This is a genomic window from Bradyrhizobium sp. B025, from assembly GCF_042257955.1.
Classification (GTDB): domain Bacteria; phylum Pseudomonadota; class Alphaproteobacteria; order Rhizobiales; family Xanthobacteraceae; genus Bradyrhizobium; species Bradyrhizobium diazoefficiens.
In genome coordinates this window covers 6,509,346-6,531,968 of sequence record NZ_CP170150.1, presented here as the reverse complement: position 1 = coordinate 6,531,968, position 22,623 = coordinate 6,509,346, and the positions used below count along the sequence as shown (strand labels likewise).

Genomic DNA, 22,623 nt, shown 5'->3' with positions numbered 1-22,623 from the left:
TATCCGACTTGGTTCTTTTAAAAATGACGGCACTCGGTATACCGAGTGCCTATGCATCCACGTCTTGCAAGAAAGACGCTGGGATTCGTGGATGCCCGGGACAAGCCCGGGCATGACGACCGAACGACGGGATAGAGCATGAGACTGCCGCGCGAGATCGGACCCATCCACTTCGTCGGGATCGGCGGGATCGGCATGAGCGGGATCGCCGAGGTGCTGGTCAATCTCGGCTATGCCGTGCAGGGCTCGGACGCCTCCGACAACTACAATCTCGACCGTCTGCGCAAGAAGGGCGCCAAGGTCTCGGTCGGCCACAAGGCCGAGAATGTCGACGGCGCCGAGGTCGTCGTGGTCTCCACCGCGATCAAGCGCGACAATCCGGAATTGATGGCGGCGCGCGAACGTCGCATTCCCGTGGTGCGCCGCGCCGAGATGCTGGCCGAGCTGATGCGGCTGAAGAGCTGCGTCGCGATTGCCGGCACGCACGGCAAGACCACCACGACGACGATGGTTGCAACGCTGCTCGATGCCGGCGGTCTCGATCCCACCGTCATCAACGGCGGCATCATCAACGCCTACGGCTCCAACGCGCGCCTCGGCGCCGGCGACTGGATGGTGGTGGAAGCGGACGAGAGTGACGGCACGTTCCTGAAGCTGCCGACCGATGTCGCGATCGTCACCAATGTCGACCCCGAGCATCTCGATCACTTCAAGACCTTCGAGGCGGTGCAGGACGCCTTCCGCCATTTCGTCGAGAACCTGCCGTTCTACGGCTTTGCGGTGATGTGCATCGACCATCCCGTGGTGCAGAGTCTCGTCGGCAAGATCGAGGATCGCCGCATCATCACCTATGGCGAGAATCCGCAGGCCGATGTGCGGCTGGTCGACCTCACCCCGATGGGTGGTGGATCGAAGTTCAAGGTCGCGTTCCGCGATCGCAAGACCGGTGCCGTGCACGAGATTCCCGATCTGATGCTGCCGATGCCGGGTCGGCACAACGCCTCCAACGCCACGGCCGCGATCGCGGTCGCGCGCGAGCTCGGCGTGTCGGACGAAGCGATCCGCAGCGCGATCGCCGGCTTCGGCGGCGTCAAGCGGCGCTTCACCAAGACCGGCGAATGGAACGGCGTCACCGTGATCGACGATTACGGCCACCACCCCGTCGAGATCGCGGCGGTGCTGAAGGCGGCGCGGGAATCCACCAACGGCAAGATCGTCGCCGTGGTGCAGCCGCATCGCTACACCCGCCTGCAGTCGCTGTTCGAAGAATTCTGCACCTGCTTCAACGACGCCGATGCGGTGATCGTCGCCGACGTCTATGCCGCCGGCGAAGCGCCGATCGAGGGCATCGATCGCGATCATTTCGTCGCGGGCCTGCGCGCCCACGGGCATCGCGAGGTGGTCCCGCTGCCGGCGGCGCCGGAGCTCGCGGGCATCGTCCAGGGGCTGGCGAAGTCCGGCGATCTCGTCGTGTGCCTTGGCGCCGGCAACATCACGCAATGGGCTTATGCACTGCCCGGCGAATTGAAGGCGCTGGGGTAGGGCGGCGATGCTGCACTCGTTGCTTGCCACACGGAATGGTGCGCTCCCTCCCCCCTTGTGGGGGAGGGTGGGGGAGAGGGGTAGCCACGAACTCCGATCTCGCTTGGGGCTACCCCCCTCCCTTACCCTCCCCCACAAGGGGGGAGGGTACGGAAGCAGTCTGCGTCCCTCACTTTTGGGGAGCGTTCGCGCATGAGCTTCCCCGACATCACACCCTCACTCAAAGCGACGATGCCTGATCTGCGCGGCCGGCTGCTGGCCAACCAGTCGCTGGCCGAGCTGACCTGGTTTCGCGTCGGCGGCCCCGCGCAGGTGCTGTTCACGCCGGCGGACGAGGACGATCTCGCTTATTTCCTCGCGCATCTCGCGTCCGACATTCCGGTCTACGTCGTCGGCGTCGGCTCCAACCTGATCGTGCGCGACGGCGGCATCGCGGGCGTGGTGATACGCCTCGCGCCGCGCGCCTTTGGCGAAGCGAGCGCGAGCGGTGACATCGTCACCGCAGGCGCTGCCGCGCTCGACAAGCGCGTGGCGGAGGTGGCGGCATCCGCCAACATCGGCGGCCTCGAATTCTATTTCGGCATTCCCGGCACGATCGGGGGCGCGCTGCGCATGAACGCGGGCGCCAATGGCGGTGAGACCAAGGACGTGCTGATCGAGGCGCGAGGCGTCGGGCGCGACGGCAAGAAGCACGTCTTCTCCAATGCCGACATGAAGTTCGTCTATCGCAACAGCGGCGTCGATCCCTCCATCATCTTCACGTCTGCGCGCTTTCGTGGAGAGGTCAAGGATGCGGACGCGATCCGCGCGCGCATGGCGGAGGTGCAGAGCCATCGCGAGACCGCGCAGCCGATCCGCGAAAAGACCGGCGGCTCGACGTTCAAGAATCCGCCCGGCCATTCCGCCTGGAAGCTGGTCGACGCTGCCGGCTGTCGCGGTTTGCGCGTCGGCGGCGCGCAGGTCTCCGAGATGCACTGCAATTTCCTGATCAACACGGGCGATGCCACCGCGCACGACATCGAGACGCTGGGCGAGACCGTGCGCGCGCGCGTGAAGGCGAATTCCGGAATTGAGCTACATTGGGAAATCAAGCGGATCGGGGTTTCATGATCACCGTCATTCCGTGGCTCGCGAAGCGAGAGCCCGGAATCCATCGGGCGGCAGAGACGGTGGAGAGATGGATTCTCAGATGCGCAATTGCGCATCGTAGTTCGCGACTTCGTCGCGCCCCGGAATGACGAACTAGAGAGATTGCGGACTATGAACATGCGCATCACCATCCTCTTCGGCGGCTCCAACCGGGAGCGTCTGGTTTCGGTTGCCTCGGCCCAGGCGCTGCATCAGGCGCTGCCCGAGGCCGATCTGTGGTGGTGGGACGTCGAGGACAGGGTGCATGTCGTCCAGTCGAAGCAGTTGCTCGAACATGCCCGTCCGTTCGAGGACGAGTTCAAGCCCGGCACATCAGGCATTCCGCTGGTGCAGGCGCTCGACCAGGCCAAGGCGGAAGATCGCGTGCTGGTGCTCGGCCTGCATGGCGGATGTGCCGAGAACGGCGAATTGCAGGTGATGTGCGAGGCGCGCGGCGTGCCGTTCACCGGTTCGGGCTCGGCCTCCTCGCATCTCGCCTTCGACAAGATCGCGGCCAAGCATTTCGCCGCGCTCGGCGGCGTGACGCCGCCCGCAAACATCGCGCTGGACGATATCGACGAGGCCTTCGCCGAATACGGCCGGCTGATCGCAAAGCCGGCGCGGGACGGGTCGAGCTATGGCCTGATCTTCGTCAACGCCAGGCAGGACCTCGTCGCCGTCCGCAATGCCGCGAAGCACGAGGAGTATGTGATCGAGCCCTATATCGCCGGCGTCGAGGCGACCTGCGGCGTGCTGGAGCGCACCGACGGCTCGATCGTCTCGCTGCCGCCGATCGAGATCATTCCGGGCGAGGGCAATTTCGACTACGCCGCAAAGTACCTTCTGTCGACGACGCAGGAGATCTGCCCCGGCCGTTTCACGCCCGAGATCACCGCCGCGCTGAAGCAGCAGGCGATGCTGGCGCACCGGGCGATGTCCTGCACCGGCTATTCCCGCTCGGACTTCATCGTCTCGGCCAAGGGGCTCGTCTATCTCGAAACCAACACGCTCCCCGGGTTGACCAAGTCCTCGCTCTACCCCAAGGCGCTGAAGGCCGAGGGCATCGCGTTCGTCGACTTCCTGCGCGGCCTGGTCGAGCTCGCCGGGCGGGGTGTACGGAAATAATTAGGACTGGTTAACGGCCAAACGGGCGAAACGGCCCGTTTTGGGCCCCAAATCCGGTAAAATGCCGGAGATCGCGGCATAAATGCCTCACATGGCTGGGCAAAAAGCGTCCCGCGTTAACGAACTTTACCTTTTGTTTACCAGGACATCCGAAGGTTAACGCTGGCGGCGCATATGGCGCTTTGGCTGCCGGCGCGTGAGCTGTTGCGGGTGATGTCACCTCCAGCGAACGCTTTGATGGGAGAGGCTTCGTCTGCTGATCCGACCCGGCAAGTCCGAGACGTCATGTTCGCCAGGACCCGCGCGATGTCGCGGGCAAACTGTTGACGAGCTCGTGCAATGGATGGTGCAGGAAGCCTCACCCGGTCGTTTTTCAGATCGCTGAGGCCCCAAGCTGATCTGAAGGCGGCCGCTATCGGAGCGGTCGTGCTTCTGCGCGAGTGGGTGCAGGACAAGCGCCAGGAAAGACTTCACGCCGCACGCGCTGCCGCCAAGGACAAGATCAAAGCGAAGGCCGTGGTCGAGCGCGAGCCGCCGCCGCGCGTGGTCGCGCTGGTCGAGCGCTATCTGCCGCGCCGGGTCGGGATCAGCATGACCGTGCTGCTGCTGATCGGCAGCTGCGGCTTCGGCATCGTCAAAGGCGGCCATCTCCAGGATTTCGTCACGGCGGTCAGCGACGCCCGCAACGCGATGGCCAATTCCGCCGGCTTCCGCATCACCTCCGTCGTGATCAACGGCCGCAAGCAGCTCACCCAGGACGAGATCCTCGCAATCGGCGGCGTCAGCGGCCGTTCCTCGCTGCTGTTCCTCGACGCCGACGCCGTGCGCGACAAGCTCAAGGCCAATCCCTGGATCGCGGATGCGACCGTGCTCAAGCTCTATCCGGGCCAGCTCATGATCGAGCTCACCGAGCGCAAGGCGTTCGCGCTGTGGCAGGAGGCCGGCCGCCTCTCCGTCATCGCCGATGACGGCGCCGTGCTCGAGCCCTATGTCTCGCGCCGGTTCCTGTCGCTGCCGCTCGTGGTCGGCAAGGGCGCCGACACGCAGGCCCGCGATTTCCTCGCGCTGCTGGCGCGCTATCCGCAGGTCAACTCGATCACCAAGGCCGCGATCTTCGTCGGCGAGCGGCGCTGGAACCTGAGGCTCAAGGACGGCCTCGACATCCGCCTGCCCGAGCAGGACGTCGGCAACGCGCTTGCGATGCTGTCCAGGCTCGACAAGGAAGACAAGCTGTTCTCCCGCGACATCGTCGCCGTCGACATGCGCCTGCCCGATCGCCTGGTGGTGCAGCTGTCCGAGGACGCCGCCAAGGCGCGCGAAGAGCAGTTCAAGGACAAGAAGAAAAAGAAGGCCGGGGACGCTGCATGACCGGTCTTGATCGCACCCAGACGCCGAAGACGCGCCAGATGCCGCACAAGCGCGGCGGGCTCGTCGCCTGTCTCGACATCGGCACCAGCAAGATCGCCTGCATGATCGCGCGGCTGAAGCCGTCGGCGCCGAGCGAGGCGTTGCGCGGCCGCACCCACGCGGTGGAGCTCATCGGTTACAGCCAGATCCAGTCGCGCGGCATGAAGGCCGGCGCGGTGGTCGATCTCGGCGAATGCGAGCAGGCGGTGCGCCAGGCCGTCGGGCTTGCGGAGAAGATGGCCAAGGTGCGGGTCGAGTCCGTGCTGCTCTCGGTCTCCGGCGGCCGGCTCTCCGGCCAGCTGGTCGAAGCCGCCGCCGACATCCGCGGCGGCGCCGTGACGCCGGCCGACGTCAGCCGCGTCACCTCCACCGGCATGCGCCACGCCACCGGCGAGGGCCGCACCGTGCTGCACGCGCTGCCGGTCGGCTACACGCTCGACGGCGTCAAGGGCATCCGCGATCCCCGCGGCATGGTCGCGCATCAGTTCGGTGTCGACATGAACGTCGTCACCTGTGACGCCACCGTGGCGCGGAACCTGATGCTCGCGGTGGAGCGCTGCCACATCAATGTCGAAGCCATGGCGGCGAGCCCCTATGTCGCCGGCCTGTCGGTGCTGACCGACGACGAGGCCGATCTCGGCGCGGCCGTCGTCGAGATGGGCGCGGGCACCACCACGATGGCGGTCTATGCCGGCGGCCGCTTCGTGCACGCGGCCGGTTTTGCGGTCGGCGGGCAACACATCACGATGGATCTCGCGCGCGGACTGTCCGCGACCATTGCCGATGCCGAGCGAATCAAGACGTTATACGGGACCGTCATCACCGGCGGATCGGACTCGCGTGAGCTGATGTCTGTGCCGACAGCCGGTGACGAGCAGGATCTGCCACAGATCGTCTCCCGCGCTACCATCGCCAACATCGTCAAGCACCGTGCCGAGGAAATCTTCGAAATGGTCCGGGACCGGTTGAAGGATTCGCCCTTCGCATCAGAGCCCAACGGCCGCGTCGTGCTCTCGGGCGGCGCCTCGCAACTGACCGGTCTCGTCGAACTCGGAACACAGATTCTCGGCCGGCCCGTGCGGGTCGGACGTCCGCTCGGCTTCGGCCGGCTGCCCAACGAGGCGAAGAACGCCGCGTTCGCGGTGCCCGCCGGACTCCTCGTCTACCCGCAATATGTTCACCAGGAACATGTCGAACCGCGGCATACGCGGCAGCAGGTCAGGACAGGGACCGGCGGTTATTTCGGAAAGGTTGGACGATGGCTACGCGAGGGCTTCTGATGACTCCTTTCCGCAATTGTAATTGTCGATTTTCACCAACTCCCGCGGCCGCCGGCCGGGGCGAACCCACGCGCGCGTGATCGAGAGGCAAACATGACCATCAGCATCAATGTTCCTGACATTCACGAACTGAAGCCCCGGATCACCGTGTTCGGCGTCGGCGGCGCCGGCGGCAACGCCGTCAACAATATGATCACGGCGGGTCTGCAGGGCGTCGACTTCGTCGTCGCCAACACCGACGCGCAGGCGCTGACGATGTCGAAGGCGCAGCGCATCGTGCAGATGGGCACGGCGGTCACGCAAGGTCTCGGCGCCGGCTCGCAGCCGAACGTCGGCGCCGCGGCGGCGGAAGAGGTGATCGACGAGCTGCGCGACCATCTCTCGGGCGCCAACATGGTGTTCGTCACCGCCGGCATGGGCGGCGGCACCGGCACCGGCGCTGCTCCCGTCATCGCCAAGACTGCGCGCGACATGGGCATCCTCACCGTCGGCGTCGTCACCAAGCCGTTCCACTTCGAAGGCGGCCGCCGCATGCGCACCGCCGAAGCCGGCATCAACGAGCTGCACAAGGTTGTCGACACGCTCCTGATCATCCCGAACCAGAACCTGTTCCGGGTTGCCAACGAGAAGACCACCTTCGCCGACGCCTTCGCGATGGCCGACCAGGTGCTCTATTCGGGCGTCGCCTGCATCACCGACCTGATGGTCAAGGAAGGCCTGATCAACCTCGACTTCGCCGACGTGAGAGCGGTGATGAGGGAGATGGGCAAGGCGATGATGGGCACCGGCGAGGCCTCCGGCGACAAGCGCGCGCTGACCGCCGCGGAAGCCGCGATCGCCAACCCGCTGATCGACGATAGCTCGATGAAGGGCGCCAAGGGCCTCCTCATCTCCATCACCGGCGGCAAGGACCTCACGCTGTTCGAGGTCGACGAGGCCGCAACCCGCATCCGCGAGGAAGTCGACCAGGACGCCAACATCATCGTCGGCGCCACCTTCGACGAAGCGCTCGATGGCCTGATCCGCGTCTCGGTCGTCGCCACCGGCATCGAGCAGGCCGCGATCGCCCGCAACAGCCAGGCTACCTCCGCTCCGGTCGCGAACGCAGCGCCGCAGGTGCAGCAGGCTCCCGCAGCTCCGGCGGCCGCGGCCGAGAGCCGTCTCGCCGACCTGACCGCGCGTCTGCGTGCCGACAACCAGCGCCTGGCCGAACGTGCCCAGAAGCTGGATGCGCAGGCCCCGGTGTCTGGATTCGCGCCGGCCGCTGCCGCGTCGGTGGCGCCGCGTCCGAACGTCGAGCGTGCTGCGCTCGCCGCAATCGCGGCTGCCGTTGCCGACGTTCCGCAGGCGCCCGCGCCGATGCAGACCTATGGCGACGTCACCGTGCGCCCGATCGCGCAGAAGCCGACCCTGTTCCCGGAGCCTGAGCAGGCCTCGGTCGCGATGCAGGAGCCGATGACGCCGGAAACCTTCATCCCGCCGCAGGCCGAGCGTGCGCCGATGCGTGCGCCGCGGATGCCGCGCCTCGAGGAGCTGCCGATGCCGGCCCAGGCCGAGATTCGTCAGGCCCGCGGCGAAGTCGAAGAAGAGACCCCGCAGAAGACCCGCCTGTCGCTGCTCCAGCGCCTCGCCAATGTCGGCCTTGGCCGCCGCGACGAGGAGAGTGAGCCGCCGGTCGCCGCCCGCACCGCTGGTCCGGCGATACCGCCGCTGCCGGAGCGTCGTCCGCAGAAGAGCGTGGCACAGCAGATCGCGGCCACCGAACCGGTATCGGAGTATGCGCGGCGTCCCGCGCCGCAGGGCCTCGACGTGCATGGCCGTTCCGCGCCTGTTGCGCCGGCGCCACAGGGTGACGACCATCTTGATATCCCGGCCTTCCTGCGGCGTCAGGCGACCTGAGGATTGTTACAATAAGGCAGACGCAAAGAGGCCCCGGCAGCAAGCTTGCCGGGGCCTTTCCATTTTCACCGGGCATGCCCGGATTGCATGGCCAAGCAACTGATTTTAAATCATTAATTATGCATTGGGTGGTTCAGTAAAACCGCCGGCAGCAGCCCAAAACCTCGGTGCAATTTGGTTAAGCCTTGGCGCGAATACGGCAGGTTTGGGGTAACAATCGGTAAAAAAGCGTGAGTTGGCGCTGTTTGAGGCAGTGACTATGGTTTGCCGTGACTTGGGGATACGGATTCGGACGGCGGCCTTGGCCAGTCTGTCAGGTTTGTATAAGTCGCAGTGGTCGTAGTGGGGCGGTTCCTGATGAAATTTAGCCGGCAAACAACGCTTCGTGCGCAAGCCACCGTGGTTGGCGTCGGCGTTCATTCCGGTCTTCCCGTCACCCTCACGCTTGGACCTGCGCCTGTTGACGCAGGTTTTGTTTTCGTCCGTACCGGCCTTGAGGGAAGTGACCGCGAAGTTCAGGCGACCGCCGAGCAGGTGATCGCGACCGATCTCGCCACCGTCCTCGGCGATCGCGACGGTCCGCTGGTCTCCACCGCCGAGCACGTGCTTGCTGCGCTGCGGGGGATGGGCGTTGACAACGCAGCTATCGAGATCGACGGGCCGGAAGTGCCGATCATGGACGGCAGCGCCGCGGCCTTCATTGCGGCGATCGAGCAGGCCGACATCGTCACCCAGCCGGCGCAGCGCCGCTTCATTCAGGTTTTGAAGCCGATCTCGGTCAAGATCGGCGACTCCTTCGGCGAGATCCGGCCCCACGCCAACGGGTTCCGCGCCGAGGTCGAGATCGATTTCACCAACCCCGTCATCGGCCGGCAGAGCTACGCCTTCGACCTCAACCCGGAACGTTTCCGCCGCGAAGTCGGCCGCGCCCGGACGTTCGGCCTGATGTGCGACGTCGCCCGGCTCTGGAGCGCGGGCTACGCGCTCGGCGCCTCCTTCGACAACACCGTCGTGTTCGACGATGAGCGGCTGCTCAACACCGAGGGCCTGCGCTACGCCGACGAATGCGTCCGCCACAAGGTGCTGGATGTGATCGGCGACCTCGCGCTGGCCGGGCTGCCGCTGCTTGGCGCCTACCGCTCGGTGCGCGGCGGCCACAAGCTCAACCACGCCGTTCTGACCGCGCTGCTTGCCGATCGTACCGCCTGGCGGGTGGTCGAGGGCGAGGCGGTCCGCCGCACCACGCGTCCCGTGGCCGAAACCGGTCGCGGTATTGTCGGCGGCCGGATTGCCGCGGCCTACGGACCGGACGTGTCCTGAAGACACCTGTGGCCGCGGGCGTCTGGCGGCGGCTGTCCCCGGGAAACTCCTGGTAACCATGATCGACTAGCATTGCGGCACGTTCGCCTTAATCCGGGCGAAATGCCTGCCCATACGGTTGGTTAACGATCGTTTTTCGGATACATCGGCGTGGTCGCATGGCAGGCACCACGGCACCATTTCGCGCCCATGACGGGGTTCGTGGGCTGGCGGGCACCGCATCACAGGGCGTCAGGGCTTAAAACTCATGTCGGCACAGCGTATGACGCGCGGATATCTCTCGATCTCGCCTCGCGCGCGCGGGGCGCTTCAGGCCGTCACCTTCATCATGCTCGCGCTGCCGCTGGCCGGCTGCGGCACCGGCGCGCTCTGGGACAAGTTCACCGCCAAGGACGACACCTTCGTCGAGGAGCCCGCCGACAAGATCTACAATGAGGGCCTGTACCTCATGAACGAAAAGAAGGACATGAAGGCGGCGAACAAGAAGTTCGAAGAGGTCGACCGCCAGCATCCTTATTCCGACTGGGCCCGCAAATCGCTGCTGATGTCCGCCTATGCGTCCTACCAGGGCGGCGACTATGACGGCTGCATCGGCGCCGCCACTCGCTATGTCACGCTGCATCCCGGCAGCCCGGACGCGGCCTATGCGCAATACCTGATCGCCGCCTCGCATTACGACCAGATCCCGGACATCAGCCGCGACCAGAGCCGCACCGAGAAGGCGATCGCCTCGCTGGAAGAGGTGATCCGCAAATATCCGACGTCCGAATACGCGACCTCGGCCAAGGCCAAGATCGAGGGCGCGCGCGACCAGCTCGCCGGCAAGGAAATGAACGTCGGCCGCTATTACATGCAGAAGCGCGACTACACGGCGGCTATCAACCGCTACAAGGCCGTGGTCACGCAGTACCAGACCACGCGCCATGTCGAGGAGGCGCTCTACCGGCTGACCGAAGCCTATATGGCGATCGGCATCGTCGGCGAGGCGCAGACCGCGGCCGCTGTGCTTGGCCACAATTTTCCTGACAGCCGTTGGTACAAGGACGCCTATAATCTTGTAAAATCGGGTGGTCTCGAGCCGAGCGAGAATCAGGGGTCCTGGATCAGCAAGACCTTCAAGAAAATGGGCCTCGGCTAGGAAATTTGGTTCCATGCTAGCGCGTCTGTCGATCCGTGACATCGTCCTGATCGAACGGCTCGATATCGAATTCGCGACGGGCCTCGCGGTTTTGACCGGCGAGACCGGTGCGGGCAAATCCATCCTCCTCGATGCCTTTGCGCTGGCGCTCGGCGGCCGCGGCGACGCTGGCCTCGTGCGCCACGGCGCGGAGCAGGGGCAGGTCACGGCCGTCTTCGATATCCCCAAAAATCACCCCGCGGCGACGATCCTCGCCGAGAACGGTCTCGACGACACCGGCGAGATGATTCTCCGCCGCGTCCAGCTCGCCGACGGCCGCACCCGCGCCTTCATCAACGACCAGTCGATCAGCGTGCAGACGCTGAAGGCGGTCGGCGCCGCTCTGGTCGAGATTCACGGCCAGCATGACGAGCGCGCGCTGGTCGATGCCGCCACGCACCGCCGCCTGCTCGATGCCTTTTCCGGCCTCGAGAAGGACGTTGCAGTCGTTGAGTCGCTTTGGGATGCGCGCCGCACCGCCAACACCGAGCTGGAGGAGCATCGCGCCGGCATGGAGCGGGCCGCGCGCGAGGCCGACTATCTGCGCCACGCCTCCGACGAGCTGAAGCAGCTCGCCCCCAAGGACGGCGAGGAGACCTCGCTGGCGTCCCGCCGGACCACGATGATGCAGGGCGAGAAGATCGCCTCCGACCTGCGCGAGGCGCAGGAGGCGGTGGGCGGCAACCACTCTCCGGTCGCGGCGCTGTCGGCCGCGGTGCGCCGGCTGGAGCGCCGCGGCGTCAATTCGCCGGCGCTGGTCGAGCCCGCAGTCAAGGCGATCGACGCCGCGATCAACGCGCTGGAGGAAGCCGACCAGCATCTTCAGGCCGCGCTCGCCGCAACCGATTTCGATCCGGCCGAGCTCGAACGCATCGAGGAGCGGCTGTTCGCCCTGCGCGCCGCCTCGCGCAAATATTCTACGCCGGTCGACGGGCTCGCCGCGCTCGCCGCCAAATACGCCGCCGACGTCGTGCTGATCGATGCCGGTGCCTCGCGCCTGAAGAAGCTGGAGCAGGCTGCGATCGAGGCAGATAGCCGCTATGCCGCTGCCGCCAAGAAACTGTCGATGGCGCGGCAGAAATCGGCCGAGAAGCTCAACAAGGCCGTCAATGCCGAGCTCGCCCCGCTCAAGCTCGAGCGCGCGAAATTCATGACCCAGGTCGAGACCGACGAGGCCGCGCCGGGGCCGCAAGGTTTTGATCGCGTCGAGTTCTGGGTGCAGACCAATCCGGGCACCAAGCCGGGCCCGCTGATGAAGGTCGCCTCCGGCGGCGAGCTGTCGCGCTTTCTCCTGGCGCTCAAGGTCGTGCTGTCCGACCGCGGCTCGGCGCCGACGCTCGTGTTCGACGAAATCGACACCGGCGTCGGCGGCGCGGTGGCCGACGCCATCGGCGGGCGCCTGGCGCGGCTTGCCGGCAAGGTCCAGGTGATGGCCGTGACCCACGCCCCGCAGGTCGCCGCGCGGGCCGACCAGCATCTGCTCATCTCCAAGGACGCCCTCGACAAGGGCAAGCGCGTCGCCACCCGCGTCAACGCGCTGGCCGCCGACCACCGCCGCGAGGAGATCGCCCGCATGCTCGCCGGCGCCGAGATCACCGCCGAGGCACGGGCGGCCGCGGACCGGCTGCTCAAGGCGGCGACGGCTTAGTTGCACACTGTCATTCCGGGGCGATGCGAAGCATCGAACCCGGAATCTCGAGATTCCGGGTTCGGCTCTTCGCCGCCCCGGAATGACGGGCTTAGCTGCAAATCGATTCGTACAGATCATCCCAAGTCGGGTTCGTTTTCTCGATCAACTGAACCTTCCAGGCTCGCTTCCACTTCTTCAACTCCTTCTCACGCGATATCGCTGTCGGATTATCATAAATCTCGAACCAGACCAGCCGAGTAATATTGTATTTCGTTGTGAATCCGGGAACAGCCTTGATTCGATGCTCGTAGGTGCGGCGTACGAGGTCGTTGGTGATGCCGACATAGATTGCTCCATCGCGGCGGCTTGCTAGGATATAGACGTAATACGCCATGAGCCCCTCCCCACCGTCATTCCGGGGTGCACGAAGTGCGAACCCGGAATCTCGAGGTTCCGGGTCTGGTCCTTCGGACCATCCCGGAACGACGAGCTAGAACCTTAAGTATGATGGCAAGAGCAGCAAAATCCAAACCGCTCCGTGACGTCGCCGAGCTCACCAAGGCGCAGGCCAAGGTCGAGCTCATGCGGCTCGCGCTGGAGCTCGAAGGGCATGACAAGCGCTACTATCAGGATGACGCGCCCACCGTCACCGACGCCGAATACGACGCGTTGCGCCAGCGCTTCAATGCGATCGAAAAACGCTTTCCGGAATTCGTCAGCGCGGAATCGCCCTCGCAGAAGGTCGGCGCGGCGCCGTCAGGCCGCTTCAGGAAGGTCCGGCATGCCGTCCCCATGCTGTCGCTCGACAACGCCTTTGCCGAAGAGGACGTGCGCGACTTCGTCGGCCGCATCGTGCGCTTCCTGAAGCTCGACGACGACAAGATCGACTTCTCCGCCGAGCCGAAGATCGACGGTCTCTCGATGTCGCTGCGCTATGAGGGCGGCGAGCTCGTCACTGCCGCGACGCGCGGTGACGGTGCGGAGGGCGAGGACGTCACCGCCAATATCCGCATGCTCGAAGACGTGCCGCAGAAGCTGAAGGGCCGCAATGTCCCCGACATCTGCGAGGTGCGCGGCGAGGTCTACATGACCAAGAAGGCGTTCCTCGCGCTCAACGAGCGGCAGAAGGCCGCCGGCGATACGATCTTCGCCAATCCGCGCAACTCGGCGGCCGGCTCGCTCCGCCAGAAGGATCCGACCATCACCGCCTCGCGCCCCCTCGGCTTCTTCGCCTATGCCTGGGGCGAGATGAGCGCGATGCCGGAGGAGACGCAGACCGGCATGATCCACTGGTTCGAGCGCTGCGGCTTCAAGACCAATCCGCTGACCAGGCTGTGCCACTCGGTCGAGGAGCTGATCGCGTTCCACCAGAGGATCGAGGAAGAGCGCGCCGAGCTCGACTACGACATCGACGGCGTCGTCTACAAGGTCGACCGCATCGACTGGCAGGAACGGCTCGGCTTCGTCTCGCGCACGCCGCGCTGGGGCATCGCGCACAAATTCCCCGCCGAGCAGGCCATGACGGTCCTGCGCGACATCGAGATACAGGTCGGCCGCACCGGCTCGTTCACGCCGGTCGGCAAGCTCGAGCCGGTCGGCGTCGGCGGCGTGATCGTGCAGAACGTCACGTTGCACAATGAGGACTACATCAAGGGCATCGGCAACAAGGGCGAGGTGCTGCGCGAGGGGCGCGACATCAGGATCGGCGACACCGTCGTGATCCAGCGCGCCGGCGACGTCATCCCGCAGGTGGTCGACGTCGTCCTCGACAAGCGGCCGAAGACTGCCAGGGAATTTCACTTCCCCAAGACGTGCCCGTGCCCGCTGCACACCGACGTCACGCGCGAGGAGACGGCCGCGGGCGAAGAGGGCTCGCGCGCCCGCTGCACCGGTGAGTTCGCCTGCCCCTATCAGAAGATCGAGCACCTCAAGCTGTTCGTGTCGCGGCGCGCCTTCGACATCGACGGCCTCGGCGAGAAGCAGCTCCAGTATTTCTTCGACGAAGGTTTTGTGAAAGAGCCCGCCGACATCTTCACGCTGGAGAAGCGCAACGCGAAACTCAAGCTCGAGGAGATCGAGGGTTACGGCGCCACCTCCGTGCGCAACCTCTTCGCCGCCATCGAGAGCCGGCGCAGAATCGCGCTCGAGCGCTTCGTCTATGCGCTCGGCATGCGCCATGTCGGCGAGACCACCGCGCTGGCGCTGGCGCGCGGCTACGGCTCCTGGGAGGCGTTCCACGACGCCTGCCTCAAGGTCGCCAAGGGCGACGAGGAGGCGATGGCGGACATGGATGCGCTCGACCAGATCGGCGACACCGTGATCAAGAGCATCGCCGATTATTTCGGCGAGAGCCACAACCGCGGCATCGTCGAGCGCCTGACCAAGGAGGTCGAGATCGTCGACGCCGAGAAGCCGAAGAGCAACTCGGCCGTCGCCGGCAAGACCGTGGTGTTCACGGGCTCGCTGGAGAAGATGACGCGGGATGAAGCCAAGGCCACCGCTGAGCGGCTCGGCGCCAAGGTGTCGGGCTCGGTGTCGAAGAAGACCGATCTCGTCGTCGCCGGCCCGGGCGCCGGCTCGAAGCTCGCCGAGGCCAACAAGCACGGCGTCAAGGTGCTGACCGAAGACGAGTGGCTGAAGCTGATCGGGGAGTGATCTTGATTCCGTCATTCCGGGGCGATGCGAAGCATCGAACCCGGAATCTCGAGATTCCGGGTTCGCCTCTTTGAGGCGCCCCGGAATGACGGAGAAAACCCCTCACATCATCCCGCTCTCTTCCTCTTCCGCCTGTTCGATCAATTCCTCGCTCACCACGACCTCGCGGCGGGGGACGACGAAGATCATCATGCAGGCGCAGAGCAGCGAGATCGCGAGCACGGCGGAGGTCAGCGGCAGTGTCGTTGAGGAGTGGCCGCCGAGATAGGCGCCGAATTGCGACATCAGCGCGCCGATGCCCTGCTGGAGGAAGCCCATCGCGCCCGACGCGGTGCCGGCCGCTTCGGGGCGGATGCTGATCGCGCCGGCGGCGGAATTCGCCATCACGAAGGCATTGCCGGCCATCACGATCATCTGCGTGCCGAACAGCCAGGCGGGCGCTTCATTCCAGCCGGCGAAACTCCAGAACAGGTTCAAAAGGCTGCCGCCGAGCTGAAGACCGAGCCCGAACCAGATCAGCTTTTCCAGCGAATGGCGCGGCGCAAAGCGCACGCAGAGCAGATTGCCGACGAGATACGCAAAGCCTGACGTAGCAAACCACGCGCCGTATTCGGCGCTGCTGCGGCCCATCTGCGTCACCACGATGTAGGGGCCGCCGCCGGCGAAGGTGAAGATGATCTGCGAGGCCAGCACCTGGCACATCACGTAGCCGACGAAGGCGCGGTTCCTGATCAGGGTGCCGATGTCGGCGCGAAAGCCGCTGCCGGCGGCGCGGCTGCGACGCGTTTCCGGCAGCGCCACGGCGATGCCGACGGCGACCGCAACTGCGCCGATGGTGATGGCGTAGAAGATCGCGCGCCAGCCGAACGCGGTCTCGATCAGGCCGCCGGTGAGCGGCGAGAGCATCTGTCCGATCATCAGGGCCGCGACGACGAGGCTGATCATGGAGGCGACGCGCTGGCGCTCGTAGATGTCGCGGATGATGGCGCGGCTCACCACCATGCCGGTGGCGCCGCCCAACGCCTGGAAGAAGCGTGCGGCGATCAGTTGCGGCAGGTTCTGCGCAAAGATGCAGGCAACGCTCGCCGCCACCATCAGCGCGAGCCCTGCGAGCAGCACCGGGCGCCGCCCGAACTTGTCCGACAGCGGCCCCATGATCAGCTGCGAGCAGGCGATGCCGACCATGAAGAGCGACACCGTCATCTGCGCGATCGAGATGTCGCTGCCGAAGTTCGTCGCCAGCACCGGTAGCGCCGGAACCAGCATGTAGAGCGAGATCGGCGCAATGCCGGTCATGACGACGAGCAGCAGCAACACCACGCGCGAGGTCGCGATGGTCTTCATTGCCGCTTCCGGCGGCCTGCTGATCATGCCGTGCATGCGTGTCCGTCTCTGACAGTTCGAATCGGACTGTAGCGTGCTCGCGCAAGACGGATATCGGCGTTTCGGAATGCGGCTATTCGGATTTTGGGACGGTTATAATAACAGCGCGATGGAGACCGACTGGGCGCACGTCTCGTTCCACAAATGCGGTGTCTTTCCCCGCGAAGGCGGGGAATCCAGCATTCCAGGGACGGAAGTGGGATACGGAGACGCTGCGGCGTACTGGATGCCCCGCCGGAGCCTGTCATCGGGCTCGCCGAAGGCGAGACCCGGTGGCGGGGCATGACGGCTGTGGGTGAGGGAACAGCCTTGCACAAATCGCGTAGTGCTATGCGCTGCACTCTGAATGACGACCTTACGCCTTCAGCTCCGCCGTCGCCTGATCGAGCCACGCCTTCGTTGCCTCGTCCAGCGCCGGCCCTACCTCGGCCCGCACACGCGCGTGGTAGGCATTGAGCCAGTCGAGCTCGTCTTTGCTCAGCATGGCGACATCGATCAGCCGGCGGTCGATCGGTGCCAGGGTCAGCGTCTCGAACGCGTTCATCGGCTTCTCGGCGCCCTTGATGTCGGCGGCGACGACCAGCTCGAGGTTCTCGATGCGGATGCCGAAACCGTCGGTCTTATAGTAGCCGGGCTCGTTGGAGAGGATCATGCCGCGCTTCAGCGGCGTGGTGCCGAGCTTCGAGATCCGCGCCGGTCCTTCGTGAACACTGAGATAGCTGCCGACGCCATGGCCGGTGCCGTGCTCGAAATCGACGCCGGCGGCCCAGAGATATTGCCGCGCCAGCGTGTCGAGCTGCGCGCCATTGGTGCCGTCGGGGAAGATCGCGCGCGCGATCGCGATGTGGCCGCGCAGCACGCGGGTGAAGCGGTCGCGCATCTCGCCCGTGGGCTCGCCGACCGCCATGGTGCGCGTCACGTCGGTGGTGCCGTCTTCATATTGCGCGCCGGAATCGATCAGCAGCAGGTCGCCGGGCGCGATGCGCCGGTTGCTCTTGCGGGTGACGCGGTAGTGCACGATGGCGCCGTTCGGGCCGGTGCCCGATATTGTCGGGAACGACACGTCCTTCAGCGCGCCGGTGTCGCGGCGGAATGTCTCCAGCGCCTCCACCGCGTCGATCTCGGTGAGCTTGCCGCTGGGCGCCTCGCGATCGATGAAGGCGAGGAAGCGCGCCAGCGCCACGGCATCGCGGCGATGCGCCGTCTGCGTGCCCTTGATCTCGGTCGTGTTCTTGACCGCCTTGAGCAGCGCAATCGGATCGCTGCCGCGCACCGGCTTGCCGCCGGCGCCGGCGATCAGCCGGCTCAGCGCGTCGGCCGCGGTGGCATTGTCGAGCGCGATCGCGGCGCCGCTCTTGGCCAGCGCCATCAGCGTCGGCGCCATCGCATCGGGCTCGCGCACGTCGGCCGATTGCTCGAGATGGTCGCGCGTCAGGTTGGAGAGCTTGCGGTGGTCGATGAAGATGGTCGGCCGGCCGTCCTTCGGCACCAGCGCGTAGGACAGCGGCAGCGGGGTATGCGCGACGTCGGCGCCGCGGATGTTGAAAGTCCAGGCTACCGCATGACTGTCCGACAGCACCAGCGCATCGGCGCCGAGCTTGGTGATCTCGCTTTTGATCTGAGCCAGCTTCTCGGCCTCGCCGATGCCGGCATGTTGCACTCCGTGCACGGCGACGGGAGCAAGCGGCGGCTGCGGCCGGTCGTGCCAGACCGCGTCCACCGGGTTGCTGTCGACCGCCACCAGCTCGGCGCCGGCCTTGGTGCAGGCGGCGGCGAGGCGCTCGGCTGCCGCAAAAGTGTGCAGCCATGGATCAAATCCGAGGCGGTCGCCGGCTTTCAGATGCGCCGACACCCAGCTCTCCGGCGGCGGGTCGATCAGCGACTCCACCGCCCAGGCCTTTGCATCGACCTGCTTGGCCGCCTGGATCGTGTAGCGGCCGTCCACGAACAATGCGGCTTCGCGGATCAGCACCACCGCCAGTCCCGCCGATCCGGTGAAGCCGGTCAGCCAGGCGAGCCGCTCTTCCGAGGGCGCCACATATTCATTCTGCTGCTGGTCGGCGCGCGGAATGACGAAGCCGGTCAGCTTGCGGCGGGCGAGTTCTTCGCGGAGCGCCGCAAGGCGCGCCGTCAATGCGACGCCGGCCTCGGGCTCTTCGAATGTCTGGAAGTGTGCTTCGAACATGGTGGACCACTTTAGGATTATGGGGATCGCTCCGCAATGTGGACGCATTCGCGGCGCATCTGGCATGGACTGTGCTTGAAAAAGTTCCGCTTGAGTCGAGTGGAGTAAAGGGATGCGGCCTTTGAGCTCCGTCCGGATAACAGGGAAATTCGAGCAAGTGTTTCTACTCAACGGCGAGGGGACACACGATGCCAGCGTTCACGTTTGAGAAGATTTCGCCGCCGGCCCGCCGGGCCCCGGCCACAACCACACCGAAGAAGCCGCGCGGTCTCATCAGCCAGATGATCGACCGTTTCGCCGAGCGCCGCGCCCGGCGCGCCTTGCAGGGCGAGCGCGCGATGCGCCGGGACGAGAAGCCGGCGGAGTAGGCGGTGTTTGTTCACCTCGCCCCGCTTGCGGGGAGAGGTCGGATTGCGAAGCAATCCGGGTGAGGGGGACTCTCCGCGAGTCCAGTTCTCACCGCCCCCGTGGAGACTCCCCCTCACCCCAACCCTCTCAGCGCGAGCGAAGCTCGTCGCGGCCCCGCATCCGCCTTCGCCACAGCTTCGGCGGACAAGAGCGGGGCGAGGGAGCACACCGCCGTCGCGGATGCTTGATCAGCTTACCCTACCTTCCGCAGCAGCAGGCTGCTCCACCCCTCGATCCGCAAATGCCGCAGCGGCACGAGGCCGCGTGCGCGATAGGCGGCGATCACGGCGGGGGCCTGGTGCGTCAGCAGGCCGGAGAGGATGACGCGCGCGCCGGGCGCCAGGTGCCGCGCCATCGGGCTCGCCAGGTGCCGCAGCGGATTGGCAAGGATGTTGGCCAGCACCAGGTCGAACGGGCCCGCCCGGGCAAAATCCGGCGCGGCGAAGCCGGTGGCGCGGATCACCCGCACATGGTGACCGACTTCGTTCAGGCGGCCGTTCTCGGCCGCCACCCGCACCGAGGGCGGGTCGATGTCGGAGGCAAGCACGGCGCGATGCAGTGCCTTCGCCGCCGCGATGGCCAGCACGCCGGTTCCGGTGCCGAGGTCGAGCACGTTGCTCGGGCGGGAACTCTTCAGGACATGGTCAAGCAGGAGTAAACAGCCGCGCGTGGTGCCGTGATGGCCGGTGCCGAAGGCGAGCGCCGCCTCGATCTCGATCTTGAGCTTGTTCGGCGCGACGCGGTCGCGGTCATGGCTGCCGTGCACGACGAAGCGTCCGGCCGGCACCGGGACGAGGTCTTCCAGGCTGGCCTTGACCCAGTCCTTGGCTTCGACTGTGTCGAAGGCAAGCGTGTCGGCGATCTCATTTCCTGCTGAATTTACAACGAGTTCGCGCAGCCAAGCCTGGTCCGGCGCATCCGCAAAATGCAGCGTGACGTCCCATTGTCCGTCCGGCCGTTCGAAGGCGGCGACCGCGGCATCGCCTTCGAAAAACACCTCGGTGAGCACGTCGACGACGCGCCGGGCGGCGGCCTCGCTGCCGATCGAAAAGCTGGCGCGATGGGTGGGGGAAGGCTGCATGCTAGGGTTCCGTCAGGTTCAATTTTTGGAACTTTTGTTCCCAATTTTCCGCATAACTTGCGGTTCCGGGATTAACCCGTCCGAAGGTTGCGCTCCGTAGATTTTCGGATGTTGGGGCGAACCAACGCAGCTTGAAATAGAAATGGAGGCGAGTCTTGACGCGCATGATTTTGAAGTTCTGGTCCAATGAATCCGGTGCGACCGCAATCGAGTACGGCCTTATCGCGGCCGGTATCGCGCTGGCGATCATCACCGTGGTGAACGGCCTGGGCACCACGATGAACGAAAAGTTCACTTCGATTAGCACCTCCTTGAAGTAATTTCCGCCTCCCATTTCCCAGCGGGGGCACCTTTCTTCGTAGGCAATGTCTGACTAGCGCCCGCTCGGGAATTGCTCCTGGCGGGCGAAGTCATTTTCCCGCGTGCGATTCCCGGCCGGTGTCCACGGGTTGTCCGCCATTTGCCAGAGCGTTATCCACCGGCTCGTCCCGTCGTTGGCCAGCGGTTTTCCACCGCCTTTCCCCAGACTTGTCCCGATGGTCCGGTGCCGCCATCCTCTTCCCGGGCACACACCTCTCGACAGCCTGTCCACAGCCTATCCACAGACCTATCCACGGCTTCCGAACAGCGACCGGTGATCCCGCAGGATCGCTTGTGCTGCGTTGTGGCCGGGGGCGCCGGTGACGCCGCCGCCGGGATGGGCGCCGGAGCCGCAGTGATAGAGGCCTTTCAGGGGGCCGCGATAATCGGCATGGCCCAGCATCGGCCGTGCCGAGAACAGCTGGTTCAGCGTCAGCGCGCCGTGGAAGATGTCGCCGCCGAGGAGGCCGAACTGCCGTTCGAGATCCAGCGGCGAGAGAATCTGGCGGCCGAGCACGCTTGACGCAAAACCCGGCGCGTAGCTGTCCACCGTCGCGATCATGAGATCGGCGACCTCGCCGCGATGGTCGTCCCAGGATCTGCCGTCGGGAAGCTCCGGCGCGACGTGCTGGCAGAACAGGCTCGCGACATGCTTGCCTTCGGGCGCCAGCGTGTCGTCGAGCGTGGAGGGGATCAGCATCTCGACCACGGGTTCGCGGCTCCAGCCGTGCGCGCGCGCATCGAGAAAGGCCCGGTCCATGTAGCCGAGGCTCGGCGCCAGGATGATGCCCGAGGTGAGGTGATCGCCGTCATCCGGCAGCGCCGTGAAGGAGGGCAGGCGGTCCAGCGCCACGTTCATGCGGAAGGTGCCGGAGCCGTTCTTCCAGTGCCGGATGCGGGCGAGGAAGTCCTTCGGCAGGGCGTCGGCCGCGATCAGCCGCGTATAGAGCAGCTTTGGATTGACGTTGGCCGCGACGTATTTCGCCCGGATCGTCGCGCCGTTGTCCAGCACGACGCCGACGGCGCGGTCGCGTTCGACGATCACCTCGCGCACGCCGGCGTCCGTGTCGATCGCCACGCCCCGGCCCTGCGCGGCGCGCGCCATCGCCTGGGTGATCGCGCCCATGCCGCCGATGGCGTGGCCCCAGACGCCCTTCTTGCCGTTCACCTCGCCGAAGGCGTGATGCAGCATCACATAGGCCGAGCCGGCGGCGTAGGGGCTCGCATAATTGCCGACGATGGCATCGAAGCCGAACAGCGCCTTGACCAGATCGTGCTCGAAGCGCTCGTCAAGCATCTCGCCGGCCGAGCGGGTGAAGAGATCGAGCAGGCTGCGGCTTTGCTCCAGCGTGAGGCCGCGCAGGATGTTGGCGCTCTGCAATGCGTTCACGGCCTCGCGGATCGCGTTGGTGCCAAAACCGTCGAGCAGGTTCGGCGGCGCGCGCAGCACGAACTGCCGCAGCACGTCGGCGATGTCTTCCAGCTCGCGCGAGAAGCCGTCGAGTGCCTCCGCATCATGCGCGCTCAGCCGCGCGACTGACGCTTTTGTCCGTCCCTCGCCGGTGAGCAGATAGCTGCCGTCCGGCGCTGGCAGAAAATTCTGCGCCCGCCGTTCGACGATACGCAGGCCCTGCTCGGCAAGCCCGAGGTCGCGGATCACCTGCGGATTGAGCAGGCTCACGGTGTAGGCTGCGACAGAATTGCGGAAACCCGGATGAAACTCCTCCGTGACCGCCGCCCCGCCGACCACCTTGCGACGCTCGACCACGCGCACGCGCAGCCCCGCCATCGCGAGATAGGCCGCGCAGGTGAGGCCGTTATGGCCAGCGCCGATGATGACGACGTCGGTTTCGGTCATGGGAGTTTCTGAATGTTCCACAGTCATTCCGGGGCGATGCGACGGGACCGCGTAGCGCGGCCCGGAGCATCGAACCCGGAATCTCGAGATTCCCCGGTGCGCAACTGCGCACCCGTGGTCTGGTCCTTCGGACCATCCCGGAATGACATCTCTATATCAAGCATTCCTCGCTGCAACATCACGAG

At 65.8% G+C, this 22,623-nt stretch carries 17 protein-coding genes; 12 read left to right on the top strand and 5 right to left on the bottom strand.

Annotation, left to right across the window (positions count from 1 at the left end; genetic code table 11):
* The first annotated feature begins 138 nt into the window (after positions 1–138).
* The 9 genes from murC to recN all read left to right on the top strand — a co-directional run bounded on the left by murC (position 139) and on the right by recN (position 12,526).
* The gene (gene murC, locus ACE10W_RS30720; protein ID WP_060908604.1) at positions 139–1,542 is read left to right on the top strand and encodes a UDP-N-acetylmuramate--L-alanine ligase; all 1,404 of its coding nucleotides are present in this window, start codon (positions 139–141) and stop codon (positions 1,540–1,542) included.
* Between the two features lie 192 nt (positions 1,543–1,734).
* Entirely contained in the window at positions 1,735–2,652 is a 918-nt protein-coding gene (gene murB / locus ACE10W_RS30715; protein WP_211433520.1) for a UDP-N-acetylmuramate dehydrogenase, read from the top strand.
* Between the two features lie 156 nt (positions 2,653–2,808).
* The gene (locus tag ACE10W_RS30710) at positions 2,809–3,795 is read left to right on the top strand and encodes a D-alanine--D-alanine ligase (protein WP_375762307.1); all 987 of its coding nucleotides are present in this window, start codon (positions 2,809–2,811) and stop codon (positions 3,793–3,795) included.
* A 339-nt stretch (positions 3,796–4,134) separates the two neighbouring features.
* A complete protein-coding gene (locus ACE10W_RS30705) occupies positions 4,135–5,163 on the top strand; it encodes a cell division protein FtsQ/DivIB (protein ID WP_028176241.1) in 1,029 nt (342 codons plus the stop codon).
* Positions 5,160–6,482, top strand: a complete 1,323-nt coding sequence (gene ftsA, locus ACE10W_RS30700; RefSeq protein WP_011089337.1) for a cell division protein FtsA — start codon at positions 5,160–5,162, stop codon at positions 6,480–6,482. The genes ACE10W_RS30705 and ftsA overlap by 4 nt, the downstream gene beginning before the upstream one ends.
* 93 nt (positions 6,483–6,575) lie before the next feature.
* Entirely contained in the window at positions 6,576–8,381 is a 1,806-nt protein-coding gene (gene ftsZ / locus ACE10W_RS30695) for a cell division protein FtsZ (protein WP_375762306.1), read from the top strand.
* A 357-nt stretch (positions 8,382–8,738) separates the two neighbouring features.
* Entirely contained in the window at positions 8,739–9,701 is a 963-nt protein-coding gene (lpxC, locus tag ACE10W_RS30690; RefSeq protein WP_375762305.1) for a UDP-3-O-acyl-N-acetylglucosamine deacetylase, read from the top strand.
* Between the two features lie 247 nt (positions 9,702–9,948).
* Entirely contained in the window at positions 9,949–10,839 is an 891-nt protein-coding gene (locus ACE10W_RS30685; RefSeq protein WP_375762304.1) for an outer membrane protein assembly factor BamD, read from the top strand.
* A gap of 13 nt (positions 10,840–10,852) precedes the next feature.
* Positions 10,853–12,526, top strand: a complete 1,674-nt coding sequence (gene recN, locus ACE10W_RS30680) for a DNA repair protein RecN (RefSeq protein ID WP_375762303.1) — start codon at positions 10,853–10,855, stop codon at positions 12,524–12,526.
* Between the two features lie 91 nt (positions 12,527–12,617).
* Here the strand turns inward: recN and ACE10W_RS30675 are convergent, their stop codons facing one another.
* Entirely contained in the window at positions 12,618–12,902 is a 285-nt protein-coding gene (locus ACE10W_RS30675; protein ID WP_375762302.1) for a GIY-YIG nuclease family protein, read from the bottom strand.
* Between the two features lie 113 nt (positions 12,903–13,015).
* Between ACE10W_RS30675 and ligA the strand changes: the two genes are divergently transcribed.
* A complete protein-coding gene (gene ligA / locus ACE10W_RS30670; RefSeq protein ID WP_375762780.1) occupies positions 13,016–15,163 on the top strand; it encodes an NAD-dependent DNA ligase LigA in 2,148 nt (715 codons plus the stop codon).
* Between the two features lie 102 nt (positions 15,164–15,265).
* Here ligA and ACE10W_RS30665 read toward each other — a convergent pair whose 3' ends face one another.
* Positions 15,266–16,543 carry a multidrug effflux MFS transporter gene (locus tag ACE10W_RS30665; protein ID WP_375762301.1) on the bottom strand — a complete coding sequence of 426 codons (1,278 nt, stop codon included), beginning with the start codon at positions 16,541–16,543 and terminating at the stop codon, positions 15,266–15,268.
* A gap of 358 nt (positions 16,544–16,901) precedes the next feature.
* Positions 16,902–18,731 carry an aminopeptidase P family protein gene (locus ACE10W_RS30660; RefSeq protein ID WP_375762300.1) on the bottom strand — a complete coding sequence of 610 codons (1,830 nt, stop codon included), beginning with the start codon at positions 18,729–18,731 and terminating at the stop codon, positions 16,902–16,904.
* 188 nt (positions 18,732–18,919) lie between these two features.
* On the opposite strand from ACE10W_RS30660, the gene ACE10W_RS30655 reads away from it, so the two are divergent.
* Entirely contained in the window at positions 18,920–19,099 is a 180-nt protein-coding gene (locus ACE10W_RS30655; protein WP_375762299.1) for a hypothetical protein, read from the top strand.
* A gap of 233 nt (positions 19,100–19,332) precedes the next feature.
* On the opposite strand, the gene ACE10W_RS30650 is transcribed toward ACE10W_RS30655, so the two are convergent.
* The gene (locus ACE10W_RS30650) at positions 19,333–20,220 is read right to left on the bottom strand and encodes a 50S ribosomal protein L11 methyltransferase (protein ID WP_011089328.1); all 888 of its coding nucleotides are present in this window, start codon (positions 20,218–20,220) and stop codon (positions 19,333–19,335) included.
* A 164-nt stretch (positions 20,221–20,384) separates the two neighbouring features.
* Between ACE10W_RS30650 and ACE10W_RS30645 the strand changes: the two genes are divergently transcribed.
* Positions 20,385–20,540, top strand: a complete 156-nt coding sequence (locus ACE10W_RS30645; protein WP_011089327.1) for a Flp family type IVb pilin — start codon at positions 20,385–20,387, stop codon at positions 20,538–20,540.
* Between the two features lie 287 nt (positions 20,541–20,827).
* Here the strand turns inward: ACE10W_RS30645 and ACE10W_RS30640 are convergent, their stop codons facing one another.
* Complete coding sequence (locus tag ACE10W_RS30640) at positions 20,828–22,438, bottom strand: phytoene desaturase family protein (protein WP_375762298.1); 1,611 nt, start codon at positions 22,436–22,438, stop codon at positions 20,828–20,830.
* Positions 22,439–22,623: the final 185 nt, after the last annotated feature.

Excerpts from the sequence above, each read along its gene's own strand:
- murC (WP_060908604.1), top strand. The coding sequence starts at position 139 with ATGAGACTGCCGCGCGAGATCGGACCCATCCACTTCGTCGGGATCGGC.
- murB (WP_211433520.1), top strand. The coding sequence starts at position 1,735 with ATGAGCTTCCCCGACATCACACCCTCACTCAAAGCGACGATGCCTGAT.
- ACE10W_RS30710 (WP_375762307.1), top strand. The coding sequence starts at position 2,809 with ATGCGCATCACCATCCTCTTCGGCGGCTCCAACCGGGAGCGTCTGGTT.
- ACE10W_RS30705 (WP_028176241.1), top strand. The coding sequence starts at position 4,135 with ATGGATGGTGCAGGAAGCCTCACCCGGTCGTTTTTCAGATCGCTGAGG.
- ftsA (WP_011089337.1), top strand. The coding sequence starts at position 5,160 with ATGACCGGTCTTGATCGCACCCAGACGCCGAAGACGCGCCAGATGCCG.
- ftsZ (WP_375762306.1), top strand. The coding sequence starts at position 6,576 with ATGACCATCAGCATCAATGTTCCTGACATTCACGAACTGAAGCCCCGG.
- lpxC (WP_375762305.1), top strand. The coding sequence starts at position 8,739 with ATGAAATTTAGCCGGCAAACAACGCTTCGTGCGCAAGCCACCGTGGTT.
- ACE10W_RS30685 (WP_375762304.1), top strand. The coding sequence starts at position 9,949 with ATGTCGGCACAGCGTATGACGCGCGGATATCTCTCGATCTCGCCTCGC.
- recN (WP_375762303.1), top strand. The coding sequence starts at position 10,853 with ATGCTAGCGCGTCTGTCGATCCGTGACATCGTCCTGATCGAACGGCTC.
- ACE10W_RS30675 (WP_375762302.1), bottom strand. The coding sequence starts at position 12,902 with ATGGCGTATTACGTCTATATCCTAGCAAGCCGCCGCGATGGAGCAATC.
- ligA (WP_375762780.1), top strand. The coding sequence starts at position 13,016 with ATGGCAAGAGCAGCAAAATCCAAACCGCTCCGTGACGTCGCCGAGCTC.
- ACE10W_RS30665 (WP_375762301.1), bottom strand. The coding sequence starts at position 16,543 with ATGCACGGCATGATCAGCAGGCCGCCGGAAGCGGCAATGAAGACCATC.
- ACE10W_RS30660 (WP_375762300.1), bottom strand. The coding sequence starts at position 18,731 with ATGTTCGAAGCACACTTCCAGACATTCGAAGAGCCCGAGGCCGGCGTC.
- ACE10W_RS30655 (WP_375762299.1), top strand. The coding sequence starts at position 18,920 with ATGCCAGCGTTCACGTTTGAGAAGATTTCGCCGCCGGCCCGCCGGGCC.
- ACE10W_RS30650 (WP_011089328.1), bottom strand. The coding sequence starts at position 20,220 with ATGCAGCCTTCCCCCACCCATCGCGCCAGCTTTTCGATCGGCAGCGAG.
- ACE10W_RS30645 (WP_011089327.1), top strand. The coding sequence starts at position 20,385 with ATGATTTTGAAGTTCTGGTCCAATGAATCCGGTGCGACCGCAATCGAG.
- ACE10W_RS30640 (WP_375762298.1), bottom strand. The coding sequence starts at position 22,438 with ATGACCGAAACCGACGTCGTCATCATCGGCGCTGGCCATAACGGCCTC.